This window comes from Acuticoccus kandeliae, assembly GCF_003073115.1.
Genome location: NZ_QBBV01000002.1, coordinates 433,074 through 448,424, shown reverse-complemented (window position 1 = coordinate 448,424; position 15,351 = coordinate 433,074). Strand labels below are relative to the sequence as shown.

At 68.3% G+C, this 15,351-nt stretch carries 14 protein-coding genes; 6 read left to right on the top strand and 8 right to left on the bottom strand.

The annotated features are described in order from the left end of the window. Nucleotides 1-5 precede the first annotated feature (5 nt). On the bottom strand, nucleotides 6-695 hold the full coding sequence (purN, locus tag DBV35_RS14805; protein WP_108661091.1) for a phosphoribosylglycinamide formyltransferase: 690 nt from the start codon (nucleotides 693-695) through the stop codon (nucleotides 6-8). Continuing rightward, the gene (gene purM / locus DBV35_RS14800) at nucleotides 692-1,735 is read right to left on the bottom strand and encodes a phosphoribosylformylglycinamidine cyclo-ligase (protein ID WP_108661090.1); all 1,044 of its coding nucleotides are present in this window, start codon (nucleotides 1,733-1,735) and stop codon (nucleotides 692-694) included. The genes purN and purM overlap by 4 nt, the downstream gene beginning before the upstream one ends. A gap of 213 nt (nucleotides 1,736-1,948) precedes the next feature. Between purM and DBV35_RS14795 the strand changes: the two genes are divergently transcribed. From DBV35_RS14795 to DBV35_RS14785, 3 genes are read left to right on the top strand one after another with little or no spacing between them, the layout of a single operon-like run. Further along, nucleotides 1,949-2,611 carry a P-loop NTPase family protein gene (locus DBV35_RS14795; protein ID WP_108661089.1) on the top strand — a complete coding sequence of 221 codons (663 nt, stop codon included), beginning with the start codon at nucleotides 1,949-1,951 and terminating at the stop codon, nucleotides 2,609-2,611. Nucleotides 2,612-2,641: 30 nt separating this feature from the next. Next, entirely contained in the window at nucleotides 2,642-4,834 is a 2,193-nt protein-coding gene (locus DBV35_RS14790) for an RNA degradosome polyphosphate kinase (RefSeq protein ID WP_108661088.1), read from the top strand. Between the two features lie 5 nt (nucleotides 4,835-4,839). Next, nucleotides 4,840-6,387, top strand: coding sequence for a Ppx/GppA family phosphatase (locus DBV35_RS14785; RefSeq protein ID WP_205648689.1), 1,548 nt, complete (start codon nucleotides 4,840-4,842; stop codon nucleotides 6,385-6,387). A gap of 72 nt (nucleotides 6,388-6,459) precedes the next feature. Here the strand turns inward: DBV35_RS14785 and DBV35_RS14780 are convergent, their stop codons facing one another. After that, nucleotides 6,460-7,443, bottom strand: a complete 984-nt coding sequence (locus DBV35_RS14780) for a LysR family transcriptional regulator (protein ID WP_170134944.1) — start codon at nucleotides 7,441-7,443, stop codon at nucleotides 6,460-6,462. A gap of 115 nt (nucleotides 7,444-7,558) precedes the next feature. Here DBV35_RS14780 and DBV35_RS14775 point away from each other — a divergent pair, with 115 nt between their 5' ends. Then, the gene (locus DBV35_RS14775) at nucleotides 7,559-8,422 is read left to right on the top strand and encodes a sugar phosphate isomerase/epimerase family protein (RefSeq protein ID WP_170134943.1); all 864 of its coding nucleotides are present in this window, start codon (nucleotides 7,559-7,561) and stop codon (nucleotides 8,420-8,422) included. Here DBV35_RS14775 and DBV35_RS14770 read toward each other — a convergent pair. The 3 genes from DBV35_RS14770 to DBV35_RS30250 all read right to left on the bottom strand — a co-directional run bounded on the left by DBV35_RS14770 (nucleotide 8,388) and on the right by DBV35_RS30250 (nucleotide 11,328). Further along, nucleotides 8,388-9,659 (bottom strand): TRAP transporter large permease, encoded by a 1,272-nt coding sequence (locus DBV35_RS14770; protein ID WP_108661085.1) that lies wholly within the window; start codon nucleotides 9,657-9,659, stop codon nucleotides 8,388-8,390. The two genes, DBV35_RS14775 and DBV35_RS14770, sit on opposite strands and share 35 nt — an antisense overlap. Nucleotides 9,660-9,684: 25 nt before the next feature. Next, on the bottom strand, nucleotides 9,685-10,197 hold the full coding sequence (locus DBV35_RS14765; RefSeq protein WP_157961766.1) for a TRAP transporter small permease: 513 nt from the start codon (nucleotides 10,195-10,197) through the stop codon (nucleotides 9,685-9,687). A 165-nt stretch (nucleotides 10,198-10,362) separates the two neighbouring features. Continuing rightward, a complete protein-coding gene (locus tag DBV35_RS30250; protein ID WP_157961765.1) occupies nucleotides 10,363-11,328 on the bottom strand; it encodes a TRAP transporter substrate-binding protein in 966 nt (321 codons plus the stop codon). Nucleotides 11,329-11,617: 289 nt separating this feature from the next. On the opposite strand from DBV35_RS30250, the gene DBV35_RS14755 reads away from it, so the two are divergent. Next, nucleotides 11,618-12,400, top strand: a complete 783-nt coding sequence (locus tag DBV35_RS14755) for a short-chain dehydrogenase/reductase (RefSeq protein WP_108661953.1) — start codon at nucleotides 11,618-11,620, stop codon at nucleotides 12,398-12,400. 68 nt (nucleotides 12,401-12,468) lie between these two features. Further along, on the top strand, nucleotides 12,469-13,350 hold the full coding sequence (locus DBV35_RS14750; RefSeq protein ID WP_108661082.1) for an alpha/beta fold hydrolase: 882 nt from the start codon (nucleotides 12,469-12,471) through the stop codon (nucleotides 13,348-13,350). Nucleotides 13,351-13,444: 94 nt separating this feature from the next. On the opposite strand, the gene DBV35_RS14745 is transcribed toward DBV35_RS14750, so the two are convergent. Beyond that, a complete protein-coding gene (locus DBV35_RS14745; RefSeq protein ID WP_108661081.1) occupies nucleotides 13,445-14,749 on the bottom strand; it encodes a TRAP transporter large permease in 1,305 nt (434 codons plus the stop codon). Nucleotides 14,750-14,764: 15 nt separating this feature from the next. After that, a complete protein-coding gene (locus tag DBV35_RS14740; RefSeq protein WP_108661080.1) occupies nucleotides 14,765-15,304 on the bottom strand; it encodes a TRAP transporter small permease in 540 nt (179 codons plus the stop codon). Between the last annotated feature and the right edge of the window lie 47 nt (nucleotides 15,305-15,351).

Here is a 15,351-nt window from a genome sequence, read left to right as displayed (position 1 = left end):
CCGCGTCAGGCCTCGGTCGGCGGATCCTGGAAGACGGCGATGGGGCTGTCGTCGTCGCTGTGCTGCTGGTCCCAGAGGGGCGGGTTGAAGTGGATCGTCGGGAGCGCCTTGTGGCTCGCCCCCGTCAGATGCACCGCGAGCGCCGCCGCGTAGAGCTTGTGCTCGGCCGAGAGGACGCGCGCGGAGAGCGCCGCCTCGTCGTCCCCCGGCAGGACCGGGACCGCCGCCTGCGCCACGATCGGCCCGTCATCGAGCTCGGCCGTCACGAGATGGACGGTCACGCCGTGGAACTTCACCCCCGCATCCAGCGCGCGCTGGTGGGTGTGGAGGCCGCGGAAGGAGGGGAGGAGCGAGGGATGGATGTTCAGCATCCGCCCCTCCCAGCGCCCGACGAGTTCGGGGCCGAGAATGCGCATGAAGCCCGCGAGGCAGATCTGCTCGGCCCCCGCCTTCACCACCTCGGCTTCGAGCGCGGCGTCGAAGCTCGCCTTGTCGGGGAAGTCGCGGCGCACCACGACGGCGGTCGGGATGCCGAGTTCGGCGGCATGGGTGAGGGCGCCAGCGTCCGGATTGTCGCTCACCACAACGGCAATCCGCGCCGGGTAGGCCGGGTCCGCCGCCGCCTCGGCGAGGGCGAGGAAGTTGCTGCCCCGTCCGGAGACGAAGACGGCGATCGGGGTCTTCGTCACGCTCATGCGATCCGGCAGCCCGCCCCGTCGCCGCGCGGCACGACGGAGCCGATGATCGCGACGCTCTCGCCGTGCTCGGCGAAGGTGTCGACCACCGCCTTCGCCGCCGCCGCGTCCACCGCGAGGACGAGGCCGAGCCCGCAATTGAAGGTCGCTTCCATCGCGTCGGCGTCGAGCCCGCCCTCGGTGGCGAGGAAGGCCATCAGCGGGTTGCGGAAGAGGCGGCCGCGCTCGATCTCGGCGGCGAGATCGTCGGGCAGCATCCGCGGCACGTTCCCGGTGATGCCGCCGCCGGTGATGTGGGCGATCCCCTTGATCGCCGTGCCATGGCGTGAGAGCGCGGCGAGCACGGGGCGCACATAGATGCGCGTCGGCGCGAGGAGCGCCTCGCCAAGCGTCATCCCGTTGAAGGGGCGGGCGAAGTCCCAGCCCCGCTCGCGCCCGATCTTGCGGATCAGCGAATAGCCGTTGGAGTGCGCGCCGGAGGAGGCGAGGCCGATGAGCACGTCCCCCGGCGCGATCGTCGGCCGGGGCAGCACCCCGTCGCGCTTCACCGCGCCGACGACGAAGCCCGCGAGGTCGTAGTCGCCGCCCTCATAGTGGCCGGGCATCTCGGCCGTCTCGCCGCCGATCAGGGCGCAGCCGGCCTGCCGGCACCCCTCCGCGATCCCGGCGACGACGGCGGCGGCGACCGGAACGTCGAGCTTGCCCGTCGCGTAGTAGTCGAGGAAGAGGAGCGGCTCGGCGCCCTGGGCGATGACGTCGTTCACGCACATCGCGACGAGGTCGATGCCGACGCCGCCATGGATGCCGAGATCGATCGCGAGGCGCAGCTTGGTGCCGACACCGTCGGTGGAGGCGACGAGGAGCGAATCGGAGTGCCCGGCCGCCGCGAGGTCGAAGAGGCCGCCGAAACCGCCGAGCGACGGGTTCGACCCGGCGCGGGCCGTCGTGGCGGCCAGCGGCTTGATGCGCTCGACGAGCGCCTCGCCGGCATCGACATCGACACCAGCGGCGGCGTACTGGGCGCGGGGGCTCTCGCTCATGGCGGTGCGACCTCGTGAATCATGGGGCTGACGGGGCGCAAGTGCCACGGTTCGCCGCCAATGGAAAGTGACGCTTATCAACAGCTCATGGGCAACAGCGTTGTTGAAAGCGGGTAGCGCGGCGCACGGGTGGGGTGCGCCTCGCCGCCCCACGCTAATTTATCGGTGTTCCGCCGGCCATCTGTGGGCGGACGCTTGGGTGATGGACCGGTGATGGAACAGCTTGCCCTCGACCTCGGACGCCCCTCCGCGCCGCCCGAAACGGTGATCGCGCGCTCGAACGAGGCCGCCTACGCGATGCTGGAGGACTGGCCGCGCTGGCCGCACCCGGTGGTGATGGTGCGCGGCCCCTCGGGCTCCGGCAAGACCCATCTCGCCCGCGTGTTCGTGGAGCGCACCGGCGGCATCCTCGTCCCCGGCGCGGACCTTGCCGACGAGGACGCGATCTCGCTCGCCGAGGGCCCTGTCGCGGTCGACGACATCGAGGCTGTGGACGAGCGATCCCTCTTCCACCTCGTGAACGCGGTGAAGGCGGCGGGGACGACGCTCCTCCTCACCGGCGGCACGCGCGCGACGCTGACGCTCGCCGACCTCGCCTCGCGCCTGCGCGCCGTGCCGGAGGTCGCGCTCGACGCGCCGGACGACTGGCTCCTGCGCCGCGTCCTTGTGGACGCTTTCCTGGAGCGGCAGCTACCGGCCGAGCCCGCGGTCGTCAACTTTCTCCTCACGCGGATGGAGCGTACGCTGCACGCCGCACGCGAGATCGTCGAGGACATGGATCGCAGGGGACTGGCCGAGGGGAAGGGGCCCACGCGGCCACTCGCCGCGCGAGTGTTGCGCCTGAGTGGTTCACCCTCCGGCGACATTGTGCCATAGCCCGGCCAGACGCCAACTGAGGGGGCAGTCATGTCTGCGGATTCGGCCACTGCGGAGACGCTCGAGGCGCCCGCCAACGCGTCGCCGCACCACGCGCTCGACGAGGCGTTGCGGGCGAGCCCGTCGCGCTTCATCAACCGCGAATTGTCGTGGCTCTCCTTCAACGAGCGCGTGCTCGAGGAGGCGGACAACCGCAACCACCCGGTGCTGGAGCGGCTGCGCTTCCTGTCGATCTCGGCGAACAATCTCGACGAGTTCCTGATGGTGCGCGTCGCCGGCATCATCGCGCAGGTGCGCGCCGGGGTCGACGCGGTCAGCGATGACGGCCTCAGCCCGTCCGAGCAGCTCGCCAAGATCAACGAGGCCGTCGCACGCCTCCAGATCCAGCAGCAGCGCCAGTTCCAGGAGCTGCGCGAGGACCTTGCGAATGCCGGGATCGAGATCGCGACGCTCGACAATCTGACCGAGCGGGAGAAGGAGGGTCTCGAGCAGACCTTCCTGTCGCTGGTCTTCCCCGTCCTCACCCCGCTTGCGATCGATCCGGCCCACCCGTTCCCCTTCATCCCCAATCTCGGCTTCTCGCTCGCCCTCACGCTGAAGGCGCCGGAGGGAGAGAAGCGCACCGCGCTCGTGCGCATCCCGGCCCAGATCGAGCGCTTCCTGCGCCTCGACAGCGAGGGCACGGCGCAGCGCTACATGACCCTCGGCAACGCGATCCGCCTCCACCTCCACCGCCTCTTCCCGGCGCACGAGATCCTCGCCACCGGCTCCTTCCGCGTCATCCGCGACAGCGACCTCGAAATCGAGGAAGAGGCCGAAGACCTCGTGCGCACCTTCGAGAGCGCGCTGAAGCGGCGCCGGCGTGGCAGCGTGATCCGGCTGGAGACCGAAGGGTCGATGCCGGACGAATTGCGCGCCTTCGTCGCCTCCGCGCTCGGCGTCGACGAGAGCGGCATGGTCGTCGTCGACGGGCTGCTGGCGCTGAAAGACCTCTCCCAGCTCGTCTCGCTCGACCGGCCGGACCTCAAATTCCAGCCCTACACGCCCCGCTTCCCCGAGCGCGTGCGCGACCAGGGCGGGGACTGCTTCGCCGCGATCCGCACCAAGGACATGGTGATCCACCACCCCTACGAATCGTTCGACGTGGTGGTCCAGTTCATCGCCCAGGCCGCGCGCGACCCCGATGTCGTCGCGATCAAGCAGACCCTCTACCGCACCTCCAATGACAGCCCGATCGTCGCCGCCCTCATCGCGGCGGCGGAGGCGGGCAAGTCCGTCACCGCGCTCATCGAGATCAAGGCGCGGTTCGACGAGGAGGCGAACATCCGCTGGGCGCGCGACCTCGAACGGGCGGGCGTCCAGGTCGTCTTCGGCTTTCTGGAGCTGAAGACCCACGCCAAGCTCTCCATGGTCGTGCGGCGCGAAGGCGGACGCCTCGCGAGCTACGTCCATATCGGGACGGGCAACTATCACCCGATCACGGCGAAGATTTACACCGACCTCTCCTTCTTCACCGCCGACCCGGTGATCGCGCAGGACGTTGCCCGCGTCTTCAACTTCGTGACGGGCTATGCCGAGCCGGCGGAGATCTCGCGCCTCGCCGTCTCGCCGATCACGCTGCGCAAGCGCATCCTCGACCATATCGCCGCCGAGATCAGCCACGCGAAGGCGGGCCGCGACGGCGCGATCTGGATGAAGATGAACTCCCTCGTCGATGCCCGCATCATCGACGCGCTCTACGACGCGTCTGCGGCCGGCGTGCAGGTCGACCTCGTGGTGCGCGGCATCTGCTGCCTGCGCCCCGGCGTCCCCGGCCTTTCGGAGAATATCCGCGTCAAGTCGATCATCGGCCGCTTCCTGGAGCACAGCCGGATCTTCTGTTTCGGCAACGGCTCGGCGCTGCCCTCGCGCGACGCGGTCGTCTATATCGGCTCGGCCGACCTGATGCCGCGCAATCTCGACCGGCGGGTGGAAACGCTCGTCCCGATCGACAACGATACGGTGCATGCGCAGATCCTCGACCAAATCATGGTCGCAAATCTGCGTGACAACGAGCAGAGCTGGATGCTGCTTCCCGATGGCGGGCACCAGCGGATCCACCGTGAGGAGGACGAAGAGCCCGTGAACGCGCACAATTATTTCATGACGAACCCGTCCTTGTCAGGCCGAGGGAAGGCGCTCGAACTGTCGTCCCCGAAAGCCTTCGCGTTGCATCCGCTTTGAGCATCGTGGGCGAACTCTCCCATGCCACCGGCATGCCGCGTGGCCGGCGCATGGGCAACGGCATCGTCGGTGTCGTCGATGTCGGCTCCAACTCGGTGCGCCTCGTGCTCTACGAGCACGCCTGCCGCGCGCCGACCGTCCTGTTCAACGAGAAGGTGCTCGCCGCGCTCGGCGAAGGGCTCGCCGAGACGGGCCGCATCTCCGACGAGGCGATGGGCCGGGCCCTCTCCGCGATCCGCCGCTTCATGGCGATCGCGCGGGCGGCTGACGTCGCGAACCTGACCATCGTCGCGACGGCGGCGGCGCGCGACGCCTCCAACGGGCCGGACTTCATCCGTGAGATCGAATCGATCGCCGGCATCCCCGTGCGCGTGCTCCAGGGACCGGAAGAGGCGACGATGGCCGCCAACGGCGTCCTGTGCGGCTTCTGGCGTGCGGACGGGCTCGTCGGCGACCTTGGCGGCGGCTCGCTGGAGCTGATCGATATCGGCGAGGCCTCGGTCGGGGCCGGGGAGAGCTTCCCCCTCGGCACGCTCCGCCTCAAGGGCGACGCCAAGGGCTCGCTCCCGCGTGGCATCGGCATCCTCGACGAGACACTCGGCGCTTCGGCCCAGCTTCCCCTCCTCGAAGGCCGCCCCTTCTACGCGGTCGGCGGCACCTGGCGTTCGCTGGTGCGCCTCCACATGGCCGAGACGGACTATCCGATCTCGATCATGCACCACTACACCGTGGACGCGCAGGAACTCTCCACCTTCTGCGCCAAGATCCTGCGCGAGGGGATCGACGACATGGCCCACAACGAGGTCGTGTCGAAGGGCCGGCGCGGGCTCCTGCCGTGGGGCGCGGCCGCGCTCCAGGCGATCATCACGCACGGCAAGCCGAGCGCCATCATCGCCTCCGCGCTCGGCGTGCGCGAGGGCCTCCTCTACTCGACGCTCGGCGAGGCGGAGAAGCGGCGCGACCCGCTGATTCTGGCGACCGAGGAGCTGGCGCTTCTCAGAAGCCGCTCGCCGCAGCATTCGGCCGAGCTCGTCGAATGGTCGGGCGCGGCCTTCGCTGCGCTCGGCATCAGCGAGAGCGAGGACGAGCAGCGCCTGCGCGTCGCGGCCTGTCTCCTCTCCGATATCGGCTGGCGCGCCCATCCGGACTATCGCGGCGACCAGGCGCTCGCGATCGTCTCCAACGCGGCGCTCTACGGGATCGACCATCCGGGCCGCGGCTTCCTCGCGCTGGTGCTCCACGACCGCTATGGGGGCCTTGCGAATCCGGCGAGCCAGCATGCGGCGGACGTGCTCTGCACCGCCGCGCTCCAGGAGCGGGCGGCGCTGCTCGCCGGCATCTTCCGCATCGCCTATGTGCTGGCGCCGGGCGTGCCGGGGATCCTGCCGCGCACGCGCCTCCTGAAAGAAGGGGACGATCTGGTCATCTCCCTCCCGGCCGATCTTGCCGAGATCGACGGGGAGCGCCCGCTGCGCCGCGTGCGTCAGCTCGCCAAGCTCGTCGGCGCGAGCGGCTCGATCCGCACGGAGCGCGCCCAGACCCTCGACGCGTAGGTTCCGAAAGGGCGGGTCGGCCGTTGGTCGCGCCCGTCCGCCTCGCATACCGGCGGCGAACGCCAGCGCGCCTCAGCGCTCGTCTTCGGCCTCGGCCTCCGCCTCGGCACCGGCCCCTGTCGGGACCGGCGTCGGCATCACCGGCTGCCAGTGGCCGGCATTGATGAGGCTGCGGACCTCCTCGCGCACGACCCGGCAGATCTGGCGCGTCGGCACCGAGTCGGGCCGGTGGCCGTAGGTCGACATCGTCACGATGCGCACGAGATCCGGGTCCACGATCCGCCAGAAGCGGAACTGGTCGCTCGCCCCCTCATTCAGCAGCGAGACGTGGGGGAGCACCGTGTAGCCCATCCCCTCGCGCACCGCGTGGAGGGTGGAGAAGAGCGCGTCCACCTCCAGTTCGATCCGGAAATTCCCCTTCATCCGCATCGCCACGCTGTCGAGATAGAGGCGCAGCCCGTGCGATCGGGTCGGCATGATGAGGGGCAGCGAGAAGAGCCGGTCGCACGGCACGGTGTCGTCGTCGAGATTGTCGGGGTTCGAGGCGGGGCCGATGAGGTAGAGCCATTCGCGCGCGAGCGGCTCCAGCACGAAGCGGTGCGTCATCGGGTCGTCATAGAAGATGCCGACATCGATCCGCCCGTTGAGCAGCCATTCCAGGATGTGGCCGGAGAAGCCCTCCATGATCTTCACCGAGACCATCGGAAAGCGCTCCTTGAGGCGCTGGACGAGGGGGAGGGTGAGGACGCGTCCGATGCTCGGCGGCACGCCGACGATCGCCGAGCCCGTCGGCTGGCCGCGCAGCGCCATCACCTCCGACGTCGCCGCAGAGACCGAGCCGAGAATATCCGTCGCATGGGCGAAGAGCAGCTCGCCGGCCGAGGTCAGGCTCACGCCGCGCCCGTTTCGGTAGAAGAGCGGCACCGTCAGCTCGTTCTCCAGCTGCTGCACCTGGCGCGACAGGGCCGGCTGCGCAATTCCGAGCGCGATCGCCGCGCGGGAGAAGCTTTTGCTCCGCGCGACTTCCACAAAATATTGCAGCTGGCGAATTTCCATCGGATCCCTTCGGGGCGCACACTGGAACCGGGCGAGCCGACCGTATAGCGCAATCGGTGCGGCAACGCTCGCCGCGCTGCAACCCTTCCCGAAACGAACCCGAGAGCCGCCGCCCGTGACGGACCTGCGATCGATCCTCGCCATCAGCCAATATGCATCGAGCCCGGAGATGTCGATGCTCGCCTTCATGGACCTCGCGGTCGAGGAAGGATACGGCGCCGTCGCGATCGTGGAGCGCGCGCTCGACGAGATGGACGCCGGCCGCCTCGCCGACGAGGTCGCGGCGCGCGGCCTCGCGGTGTCCTCGCTGAACAGCGCCGGCTATTTCCTCCAGGCGAGCGACGAGGCGGAGCGGCGGCAGGACGCGCGCAACCAGCGTCTCCTGGAGGCCGCACCCGTGCTCGGCGCGCCGCTCAATGTCATTCCGGGCGGGCCCGGTCCGGGCCAGATCACGATCGAGGCGGCGCGCGCGCGGATCGACGGCGCGCTCGACGATCTCGCCGCGCGGGCGGCCGCGCTCGGCGCGCGCCTCACGCTGGAACCGATCCATCCGTTCGACCTCGGCTACAAGGGCTGCGTGTGCCAGCTTTCGCATGCGCGAACGCTGTGCGAGCGCGTCCCCGGCCTCGCGATCACGCTCGACCTCTTCCACTCCTGGTGGGACGCGGATCTCGACCAGATCCTCGCCGTGGCGCCCGAGGCGCTCGCCGTCCTCCAGCTTTGCGACGTCTCCTGCCTGGAGGGGGTGCCCCCCGCGCGCCGTCCGCTCGGCGAGGGGATCGTCGATGTCGCGCGGGTCGTCCGCCTCGCGCACGAGGCGGGCTGGGCCGGATTTTACGAGGTGGAGCTTTTCCACCACCAGCTGGACGGCCGGCCGTTGCGCGATGTCCTCGTCGCGAGCCGGGAGGCCGTCGCGCGTTGCGTGGAGGCCGCGGCGGGCCCGGTCAGATCGGCGCCCACCGCACGAGCAGCAGGCTGACGTCGGAGACGTAGGTCACGATGATCAGCCCGATGAAGATCACGAGATAGAACGGCACCACGCCGACGAAGAGATCCTTCACCTGTCGCCGCGCGATCGCGGCGATGGCGAAGAGGTTGAGGCCGATCGGCGGCGTGATCACCGCGAGCTCCATGTTCACGATCATGATGATCGCGAAGTGGATCGGGTCGACGCCGAACACCGCGAGGAGCGGGAAGATGATCGGCAGCGTGATCAGGATGATGGAGATGATCTCCAGGAACATCCCGAGGACGATGAACACCGCGTTGATGAGGAGGAGGAAGGTCGTCCGGTCGAGGCCGAGCGAGGCGATCCAGTCCACCACGAGCTGGGGGATGCCCGACAGCGTCACCGCGTAGCCGAAGAGGGCAGCGGCCGACAGGATCATCAGGATCGCGGCGGTGGTGGCGCAGGCGCTGATCATCACCGCGAGGAGCTGGCTCAGCCCCATCCGCATGTAGGTCCGCGCCGTGATCGCGAGCGCGTACATGACCGCGAGCGCGCTCGATTCGCTCGGCGTGAAAATGCCGCCATAGATCGAGCCGAGAATCACGACCGGGAAGGAGAAGATCGCCCGCGCGTCCCACAGCGCCTTGCGCCGCGTCGCCCAGCTGTCCGGCTCACGGCTCTCGAGGCCGAGCCGATGGGCCTGGATGATCGAGAAGATGCACAGGAGGATCGCGATCATGATGCCCGGCAGGATGCCGGCCTGGAACAGCTTGCCGACCGATTCGCCCGTGACCGTGCCGTAGATGATGAGCGGCACGGAGGGCGGGATCAGGATGCCGAGCCCGCCCGCCGAGGCGATGAGGCCGAGCACGAAGCGCTCCGGATAGCCGCGTGCCAGCATCTGCGGGATGAGGACGATGCCGACCGCCGCCGCCGTCGCGATCGAGGAGCCGCTGACGGCCGAGAAGATCATCGTCGCGATGACGGCGACCACGGCGAGGCCGCCCCGCACATGGCCGATGAGGCTGTCGATCGCCGTCACGAGGCGCGCGACCGCACCGCCACGACTCAGGATCTCCGCCGACAGGATGAAGAACGGGATCGCCATGATCGGCGCCTTGTCGAGCCCGGCGAACCAGGTGGCGGGGCCGATCAGGAGCAGATTGCCGCTCAGATAGAGGTAGACGAGGGCGCCCGCCGACATCGCGAGCGCGATCGGGACGCCGAGGACGAACAGAGCGCCGGACGAGACGATCAGTGGACCCATGATGGTATTATCTTACTCGTTCCGGTCAGGGATGGTGGATGACGGCTTCGATGTCCGCCTCGTCGACCTCGATCCGGATCGGGCCGAAGACGATGACGAGCGCGTAGGCGATCACCCCGAGGATCATCCCGACGAGGATGCTCGCGTGGGGGATCCAGAGCGGCATCGCGAAGCCGGTCGGCATGATCTCGCCGAACAGCATGCTGTCGTCGACGAAGAGGTAGGCGGCATAGGCGAAGACGGCGCAGATCAGCATCGAGAGCACCGAGCCGACGGTCTGGAAGATCCGCTTCGCGCTCCCCTTCAGCGTGTAGTCGATGAGGTCGAAGCGCACGTGGAGTGCCTGCATCACCGCGACGGGGAAGCCGAGGAAGGTGCCGAGGATGACGAAATAGCGCGAGAGATATTCGGCGGTCGGGTCGGAGAAGGCGAGGAGATAGCGGCTCACCGTCATGCCGAACGTGAGCAGGACCGCCGTCATGAAGCACATCGCCATCGCGACGGCGATGATCCAGTAGAGGACGCGCATCGCCTTCATGAGCGGGCCTTCCATTCGATCGAGGGGCGCGGCCGCGTGCGGCCGGGATGACGGGTCATGGTCGGCTCCGATGAACGAACGGATCCGGCCCTGAGGCCGGATCCGCGACAATGGGGACGGGGAGGGGCCGTGCGGCGTCCTCCCGCGTGAGCGAAGAGGCAGGCCTCAGAGGCCGCGCACCTGCTCGATCATCGCCTGGATCTGCGGGTCCAGCGTACCGTAGAGCGGGGCGAGCGCATCACGGAATTCGGCGAGCGCCTCCGGCGTCAGCTCGATGACCTGCTGGCCGACCGCGCGCAGGTCGTCATCGACCTTGGCGAGGTCCTTCTGCACGTTCTCCTCGTTGAAGGCGCGCGACGCCGCGACGGCGTCCATCAGCTGCTGCTGACGGTCCTCGGGGAGCGCGTCGTACCAGCGCTTGTTGAAGAGGACGAGATAGCCGCCGAGGAAGAGGTCGAGCTTCGTGACCGCTTCCGTGACCTCATAATATTTCATCGTGAGGCCGTAGTTCGGCGCGGTGAAGGCGCCGTCCGCGACACCCTGCTGGAGCGCGAGATAAAGCTCGGTGCCGGGAATGGCGGTCGGCTGCGCGCCCATCGCCTCGACGGCCTTCTGCAGGATCTCGGAGGGCACGGTGCGGATCTTCTTGCCCTGGACGTCGGCGAGCGTGCGCAGCGGCTCCTTGCCCCACAGGCGGGTCGGGTTCTCGAACCAGTAGCCGGTCGGCATCAGGTTGCGCGATTCGAGACGCGCAGCGAGCGCCTTCGCCTCATCGGTCTCGAGGAACTTCCAGAGCTGCTCGTAGCTGTCGAACACCAGGGGTGCCTGGTAGATGTTCATCAGCGGCTCGACCGGCGCGATGTAGCTGAAATAGGGCGCCGACATCTCGATCTGGCCGCGCGCCGTCGCGGCGACCTCCTCGGACGGGCCGAGAAGCTGGGCCGAGGGATAGAGCTCGACCTTGAAATAGCCGTCCGATGTCTTCTCCAGCTCTTCCTTGAAGAACTCGATCGTGCGGCTCTTGATGTGCGCGGGCGGCGTCTCGTAGCTCACCCGGATGGTCTTTTCCTGGGCATCGGCCGCGCCAGCGAGCATCACGGAGCCGACGAGCAAGGCCAGAGCGGTTTTCACGGAGCGACCACGTCGCGGGATTGTCATCGTCATCAACGTCTCCTGGGGACGGCGTTTCTGTTTCAAAGCCGGACTCGGCACCCGTCGGGCACGCGAGTGCGTTGCCCGGCGGATTGCAGAGTTCGCGCCAGAATGACGATGGAATCCAGACCCTTGTCCCGTACCAGATATAGCGGCCCGGCATAGCCCGACAGTTGGCTCAGCTGCTACGAATCCGGGTCGCAACCATTGCATTTGCCCGATCGCGCCGCCGCCTCGCCGCGCGGCCCGGTGAGGAGGCGGAACACTCATGGACCTCGGACTGGCAGGAAAGAAGGCGCTCGTGACGGGCGCGTCGAAGGGCATCGGACGGGCGACCGCGCGCGTGCTCGCGGAGGAAGGATGCAACGTGGCCATCGTGTCGCGTTCGCCCGACGCGCTCGCCGAGGCGGCTGAGGCGGTCGGCGCCGGGCTGTCGGTCGAGGTGCGGGCGATCGCGGCGGATCTCTCCACCGAGGAGGAGCGCCAGCGCGTCGTCGCCGAGGTCGGCGATGTCGACATCCTCATCAACAATGCCGGCGCCATCCCCGGCGGCAACCTCCTGGAGTTCGACCACGCGCGCTGGAGCGCGGCGTGGGACCTCAAGGTGTTCGGTTACGTCTCGATGTGCCGCCAATATTATGAGCGCATGAAGGCGCAGGGCGGCGGCGTCATCGTCAACGTCATCGGCAACGCGGCCGAGGCGCTCGACTTCGACTATATCTGCGGCTCCACCGCGAATGCGGGCCTGTGCGCCTTCACGAAGGCGCTCGGCAGCTACTCCTTCCGCGACAATATCCGCGTCGTGGCGATCAATCCCGGCCCCGTCGAGACCGAGCGCCTCGTCACGCTGATGCGCAAAAAAGCGGCGGCGCGGACCGGCTCGGCGGAGAACTGGGAGAGCATCAAGGACCCGCTCCCGTTCAAGCGCGCCGCGACGTCGGAGGAGATCGGCTGGATGGCCGCGATGCTCGCCTCCGACAAGTCCGCCTACACGAGCGGCACTGTTGTCACCATCGACGGCGGGATCGCGAGCCAGAGCCGCACCTTCTGACGCCAACCATTTTCAGGGCGGCCTTCCCCGACGCCGCCCTCCGCGCAGACGAGGAGAACCGAACGACCATGCCTCACGTCACGACCGACGACGGCGTCAAGCTCTATTATGAGGAGGCCGGGAAGGGCCTTCCCATCGTCTTCGTCCACGAGTTCGCCGGCGACTGGCGCTCGTGGGAGCCGCAGATGCGCCACTTCGCGCGCTTCTATCGCTGCATCACCTTCTCCGCGCGCGGCTTCCTCCCGTCCGACGTCCCGCCCGATCCGTCGAGCTACTCGCAGGACCGCGCCCGCGACGATATCAGGTCGATCCTGGACGGGCTGGGCATCGAGAAAGCGCACATCGTCGGCCTGTCGATGGGCGGTTTTGCGACGCTCCATTTCGGCTTCACCTATCCGGAGCGCTGCCTGTCGCTGGTGATCGGCGGCTGCGGCTACGGCGCGGAGCCCGGCAAGCGCGAGCAGTTCGCGAAGGAGGCGAGCGCCGCCGCCGACGGGTTCGAGCAGCTCGGCATGGAGAAGGCGGGCGCGAGCTACGCGCTCGGCCCGACGCGCGTGCAGTTCCAGAACAACGACCCGCGCGGCTGGACCGAGTTCCGCGACCAGCTCATGGAGCATTCCGCGCTCGGCTCGGCGAACACGATGCGCGGCGTCCAGCGGATGCGCCCGTCCCTCTACGAGCTCGTGGAGAAGATGCGCACCATCACGGCGCCGACCCTCATCATCACCGGCGATGAGGACTGGCCCTGCATCGAGCCGTCCGTCCTGATGAAGCGCGAGATCCCGACCTCGGCCCTCTCGATCATCCCGAACGCCGGCCACACGATCAACATCGAGACCCCGGCCGAGTTCAACCGCCAGATCGAGATGTTCCTGCACCTCGTCGATGTCGGAAGCTGGCCGGCCCGCGACCCGCGCGCCGTCTCCGGGGACATTCTCGGCACGAAGTGACCCGGCCGCCGGCCCGCCCGGCGCCGACGCGAGACGACAAAAAAAGCCGCCCCTCGGGGCGGCTTTCTTCGTTTCCGGCGATGGAAGTGCGGGTCTATCCGCGCGTCATCATCGAAGGCAGGAAGGTCGCGATCTCGGGGACGGCGATGAGGAGCAGCGTCGCCACCACGAGGAGGATGAAGAACGGGAACGCCGCCTTCGCGACGAAGATGAGATCCCTGTCCGTCATCGATTGGAGGATGAAAAGGTTGATCCCGACCGGTGGCGTGATCTGCGACATCTCGATGACGATCACGAGATAGATGCCGAACCAGATGAGATCGATCCCCGCCGCCTGCACCATCGGCATGATCACCGAGGCGGTGAGCACCACGATCGAGATGCCGTCGAGGAAACAGCCCATCACGATGAAGAGGAAGGTGAGGGCGAGGAGCAGCTCGACCTTGCTGAGCTCGAACGAGCCGACCCAGCTCGCGAGCTGACGCGGGATGCCGGTGAAGCCCATCGCGACCGACAGGAACGCCGCGCCTGCGAGGATGAGCGTCACCATGCAGCTCGTGCGCGTCGCGCCGGCGACGCTGTCACGGAAGGATTCCCAGGTAAGCGAGCCCGACAGCAGCGAGAGGACGAGCGCGCCGAGCACGCCGACGGCCGCCGCCTCCGTCGCCGTCGCGATGCCGGCATAGATGGAGCCGATGACGCAGATGATGAGGCCGATGATGGGGATGAGCCCCGCCGTCGCCTTCACCCGGTCCCAGAAGGGGATGGTGGGCTCGGCCGGCGGGATCTTCTCCTTGTTGAAGCTCGCCCACACCGCGACATAGCCCATGAAGAGGAGGACGAGCATCAGCCCCGGCAGGACGCCCGCGATGAAGAGGCGCGAGATCGAGACGTCGGCCGCGACGCCATAGACGATCAGGATGATCGAGGGCGGGATGAGGAAGCCGAGCGTCGCCGAGCCCGCCAGTGTGCCGATGACGGCGCGCGGGTCGTAGTCGCGCTTCATGAGCTCGGGGATGGTGATCCGGCCGATGGTGGCCGTCGTCGCCGCGGACGAGCCGGAGACGGCCGCGAAGAGGCCGCAGCTCGCGATGTTCACGTGGAGGAGGCGGCCGGGGAGCGGCGCCAGCCACGGCGCGAGGCCGCGGAACATCTCGGAGGCGAGCTTGGAGCGGTAGAGGATCTCGCCCATCCAGATGAAGAGGGGCAGCGAGGTCAGCGCCCAGGACCAGGACTGGCCCCAGATGGTGGCGGCCATGATGCCGCCGGCGGGCGCGCCGGAGAAGAAGGTGATCCCGAGATAGCCGACGATCATCAGCGTCAGCGCGACCCAGACGCCGAGTGCGAGCAGCACCAGCATCATGACGATCAGGAAGACGGATACGAGCATGGGGTCCATTGGTGTCCGTCCGTTCTAGTGCAGGTCCGCGGCGGGATTGTCGCTGCCGCGGGGGTCGCTCTCGCCGCTGGTGAAGACCGGCTTCTGGCCGAGAATGGCGCGCACGAGGTCCTCGACGATGGCGACCGCGAAGAGGAGGACGCCGAGCGCCATGCCGAACTGCGGCAGCCAGAGCGGGATCGGGATCAGGCCGGAGGTCACCTCGTTGTCCACGAAATTGTCGAAGACCATCTTCAGCGTGTGCCAGGCGAAGACCGTCGCCATCGCGGATGCGATCGCGAGGGCGAGGATGAGGAGGCCCTGGCGGAGCCACCCTTTCGCGGCATGGACGAACAGCGTCACGCGGATATGGCTGCCGTTGCGGAAGGCGTAGGCGAGACCCAGGAAGGACGTCGCTGCGAGGCAGAAGCCCGCGAATTCGTCGGCGGAGGGGATGATCATGCCGAGAAGGCGGGCGATGATCTGCGCCGTCACCAGGCAAGCGATGGCGACTAGAAAGACGCCGGCGAGAACGCCGGCGATTTTGTAGAGTGTGTCGAGTGTGCGCGTCAGCATGCTGCGTCCGAAAGAGAACAAGGATCCCCCGCACCTTCAGGCGCGGG

What these genes read in the sequence shown, in the direction of transcription:
- purN (WP_108661091.1), bottom strand. Translation starts at nt 695, where the DNA reads ATGAGCGTGACGAAGACCCCGATCGCCGTCTTCGTCTCCGGACGGGGC.
- purM (WP_108661090.1), bottom strand. Translation starts at nt 1,735, where the DNA reads ATGAGCGAGAGCCCCCGCGCCCAGTACGCCGCCGCTGGTGTCGATGTC.
- DBV35_RS14795 (WP_108661089.1), top strand. Translation starts at nt 1,949, where the DNA reads ATGGAACAGCTTGCCCTCGACCTCGGACGCCCCTCCGCGCCGCCCGAA.
- DBV35_RS14790 (WP_108661088.1), top strand. Translation starts at nt 2,642, where the DNA reads ATGTCTGCGGATTCGGCCACTGCGGAGACGCTCGAGGCGCCCGCCAAC.
- DBV35_RS14780 (WP_170134944.1), bottom strand. Translation starts at nt 7,443, where the DNA reads ATGGAAATTCGCCAGCTGCAATATTTTGTGGAAGTCGCGCGGAGCAAA.
- DBV35_RS14770 (WP_108661085.1), bottom strand. Translation starts at nt 9,659, where the DNA reads ATGGGTCCACTGATCGTCTCGTCCGGCGCTCTGTTCGTCCTCGGCGTC.
- DBV35_RS14765 (WP_157961766.1), bottom strand. Translation starts at nt 10,197, where the DNA reads ATGAAGGCGATGCGCGTCCTCTACTGGATCATCGCCGTCGCGATGGCG.
- DBV35_RS14755 (WP_108661953.1), top strand. Translation starts at nt 11,618, where the DNA reads ATGGACCTCGGACTGGCAGGAAAGAAGGCGCTCGTGACGGGCGCGTCG.
- DBV35_RS14750 (WP_108661082.1), top strand. Translation starts at nt 12,469, where the DNA reads ATGCCTCACGTCACGACCGACGACGGCGTCAAGCTCTATTATGAGGAG.
- DBV35_RS14745 (WP_108661081.1), bottom strand. Translation starts at nt 14,749, where the DNA reads ATGGACCCCATGCTCGTATCCGTCTTCCTGATCGTCATGATGCTGGTG.
- DBV35_RS14740 (WP_108661080.1), bottom strand. Translation starts at nt 15,304, where the DNA reads ATGCTGACGCGCACACTCGACACACTCTACAAAATCGCCGGCGTTCTC.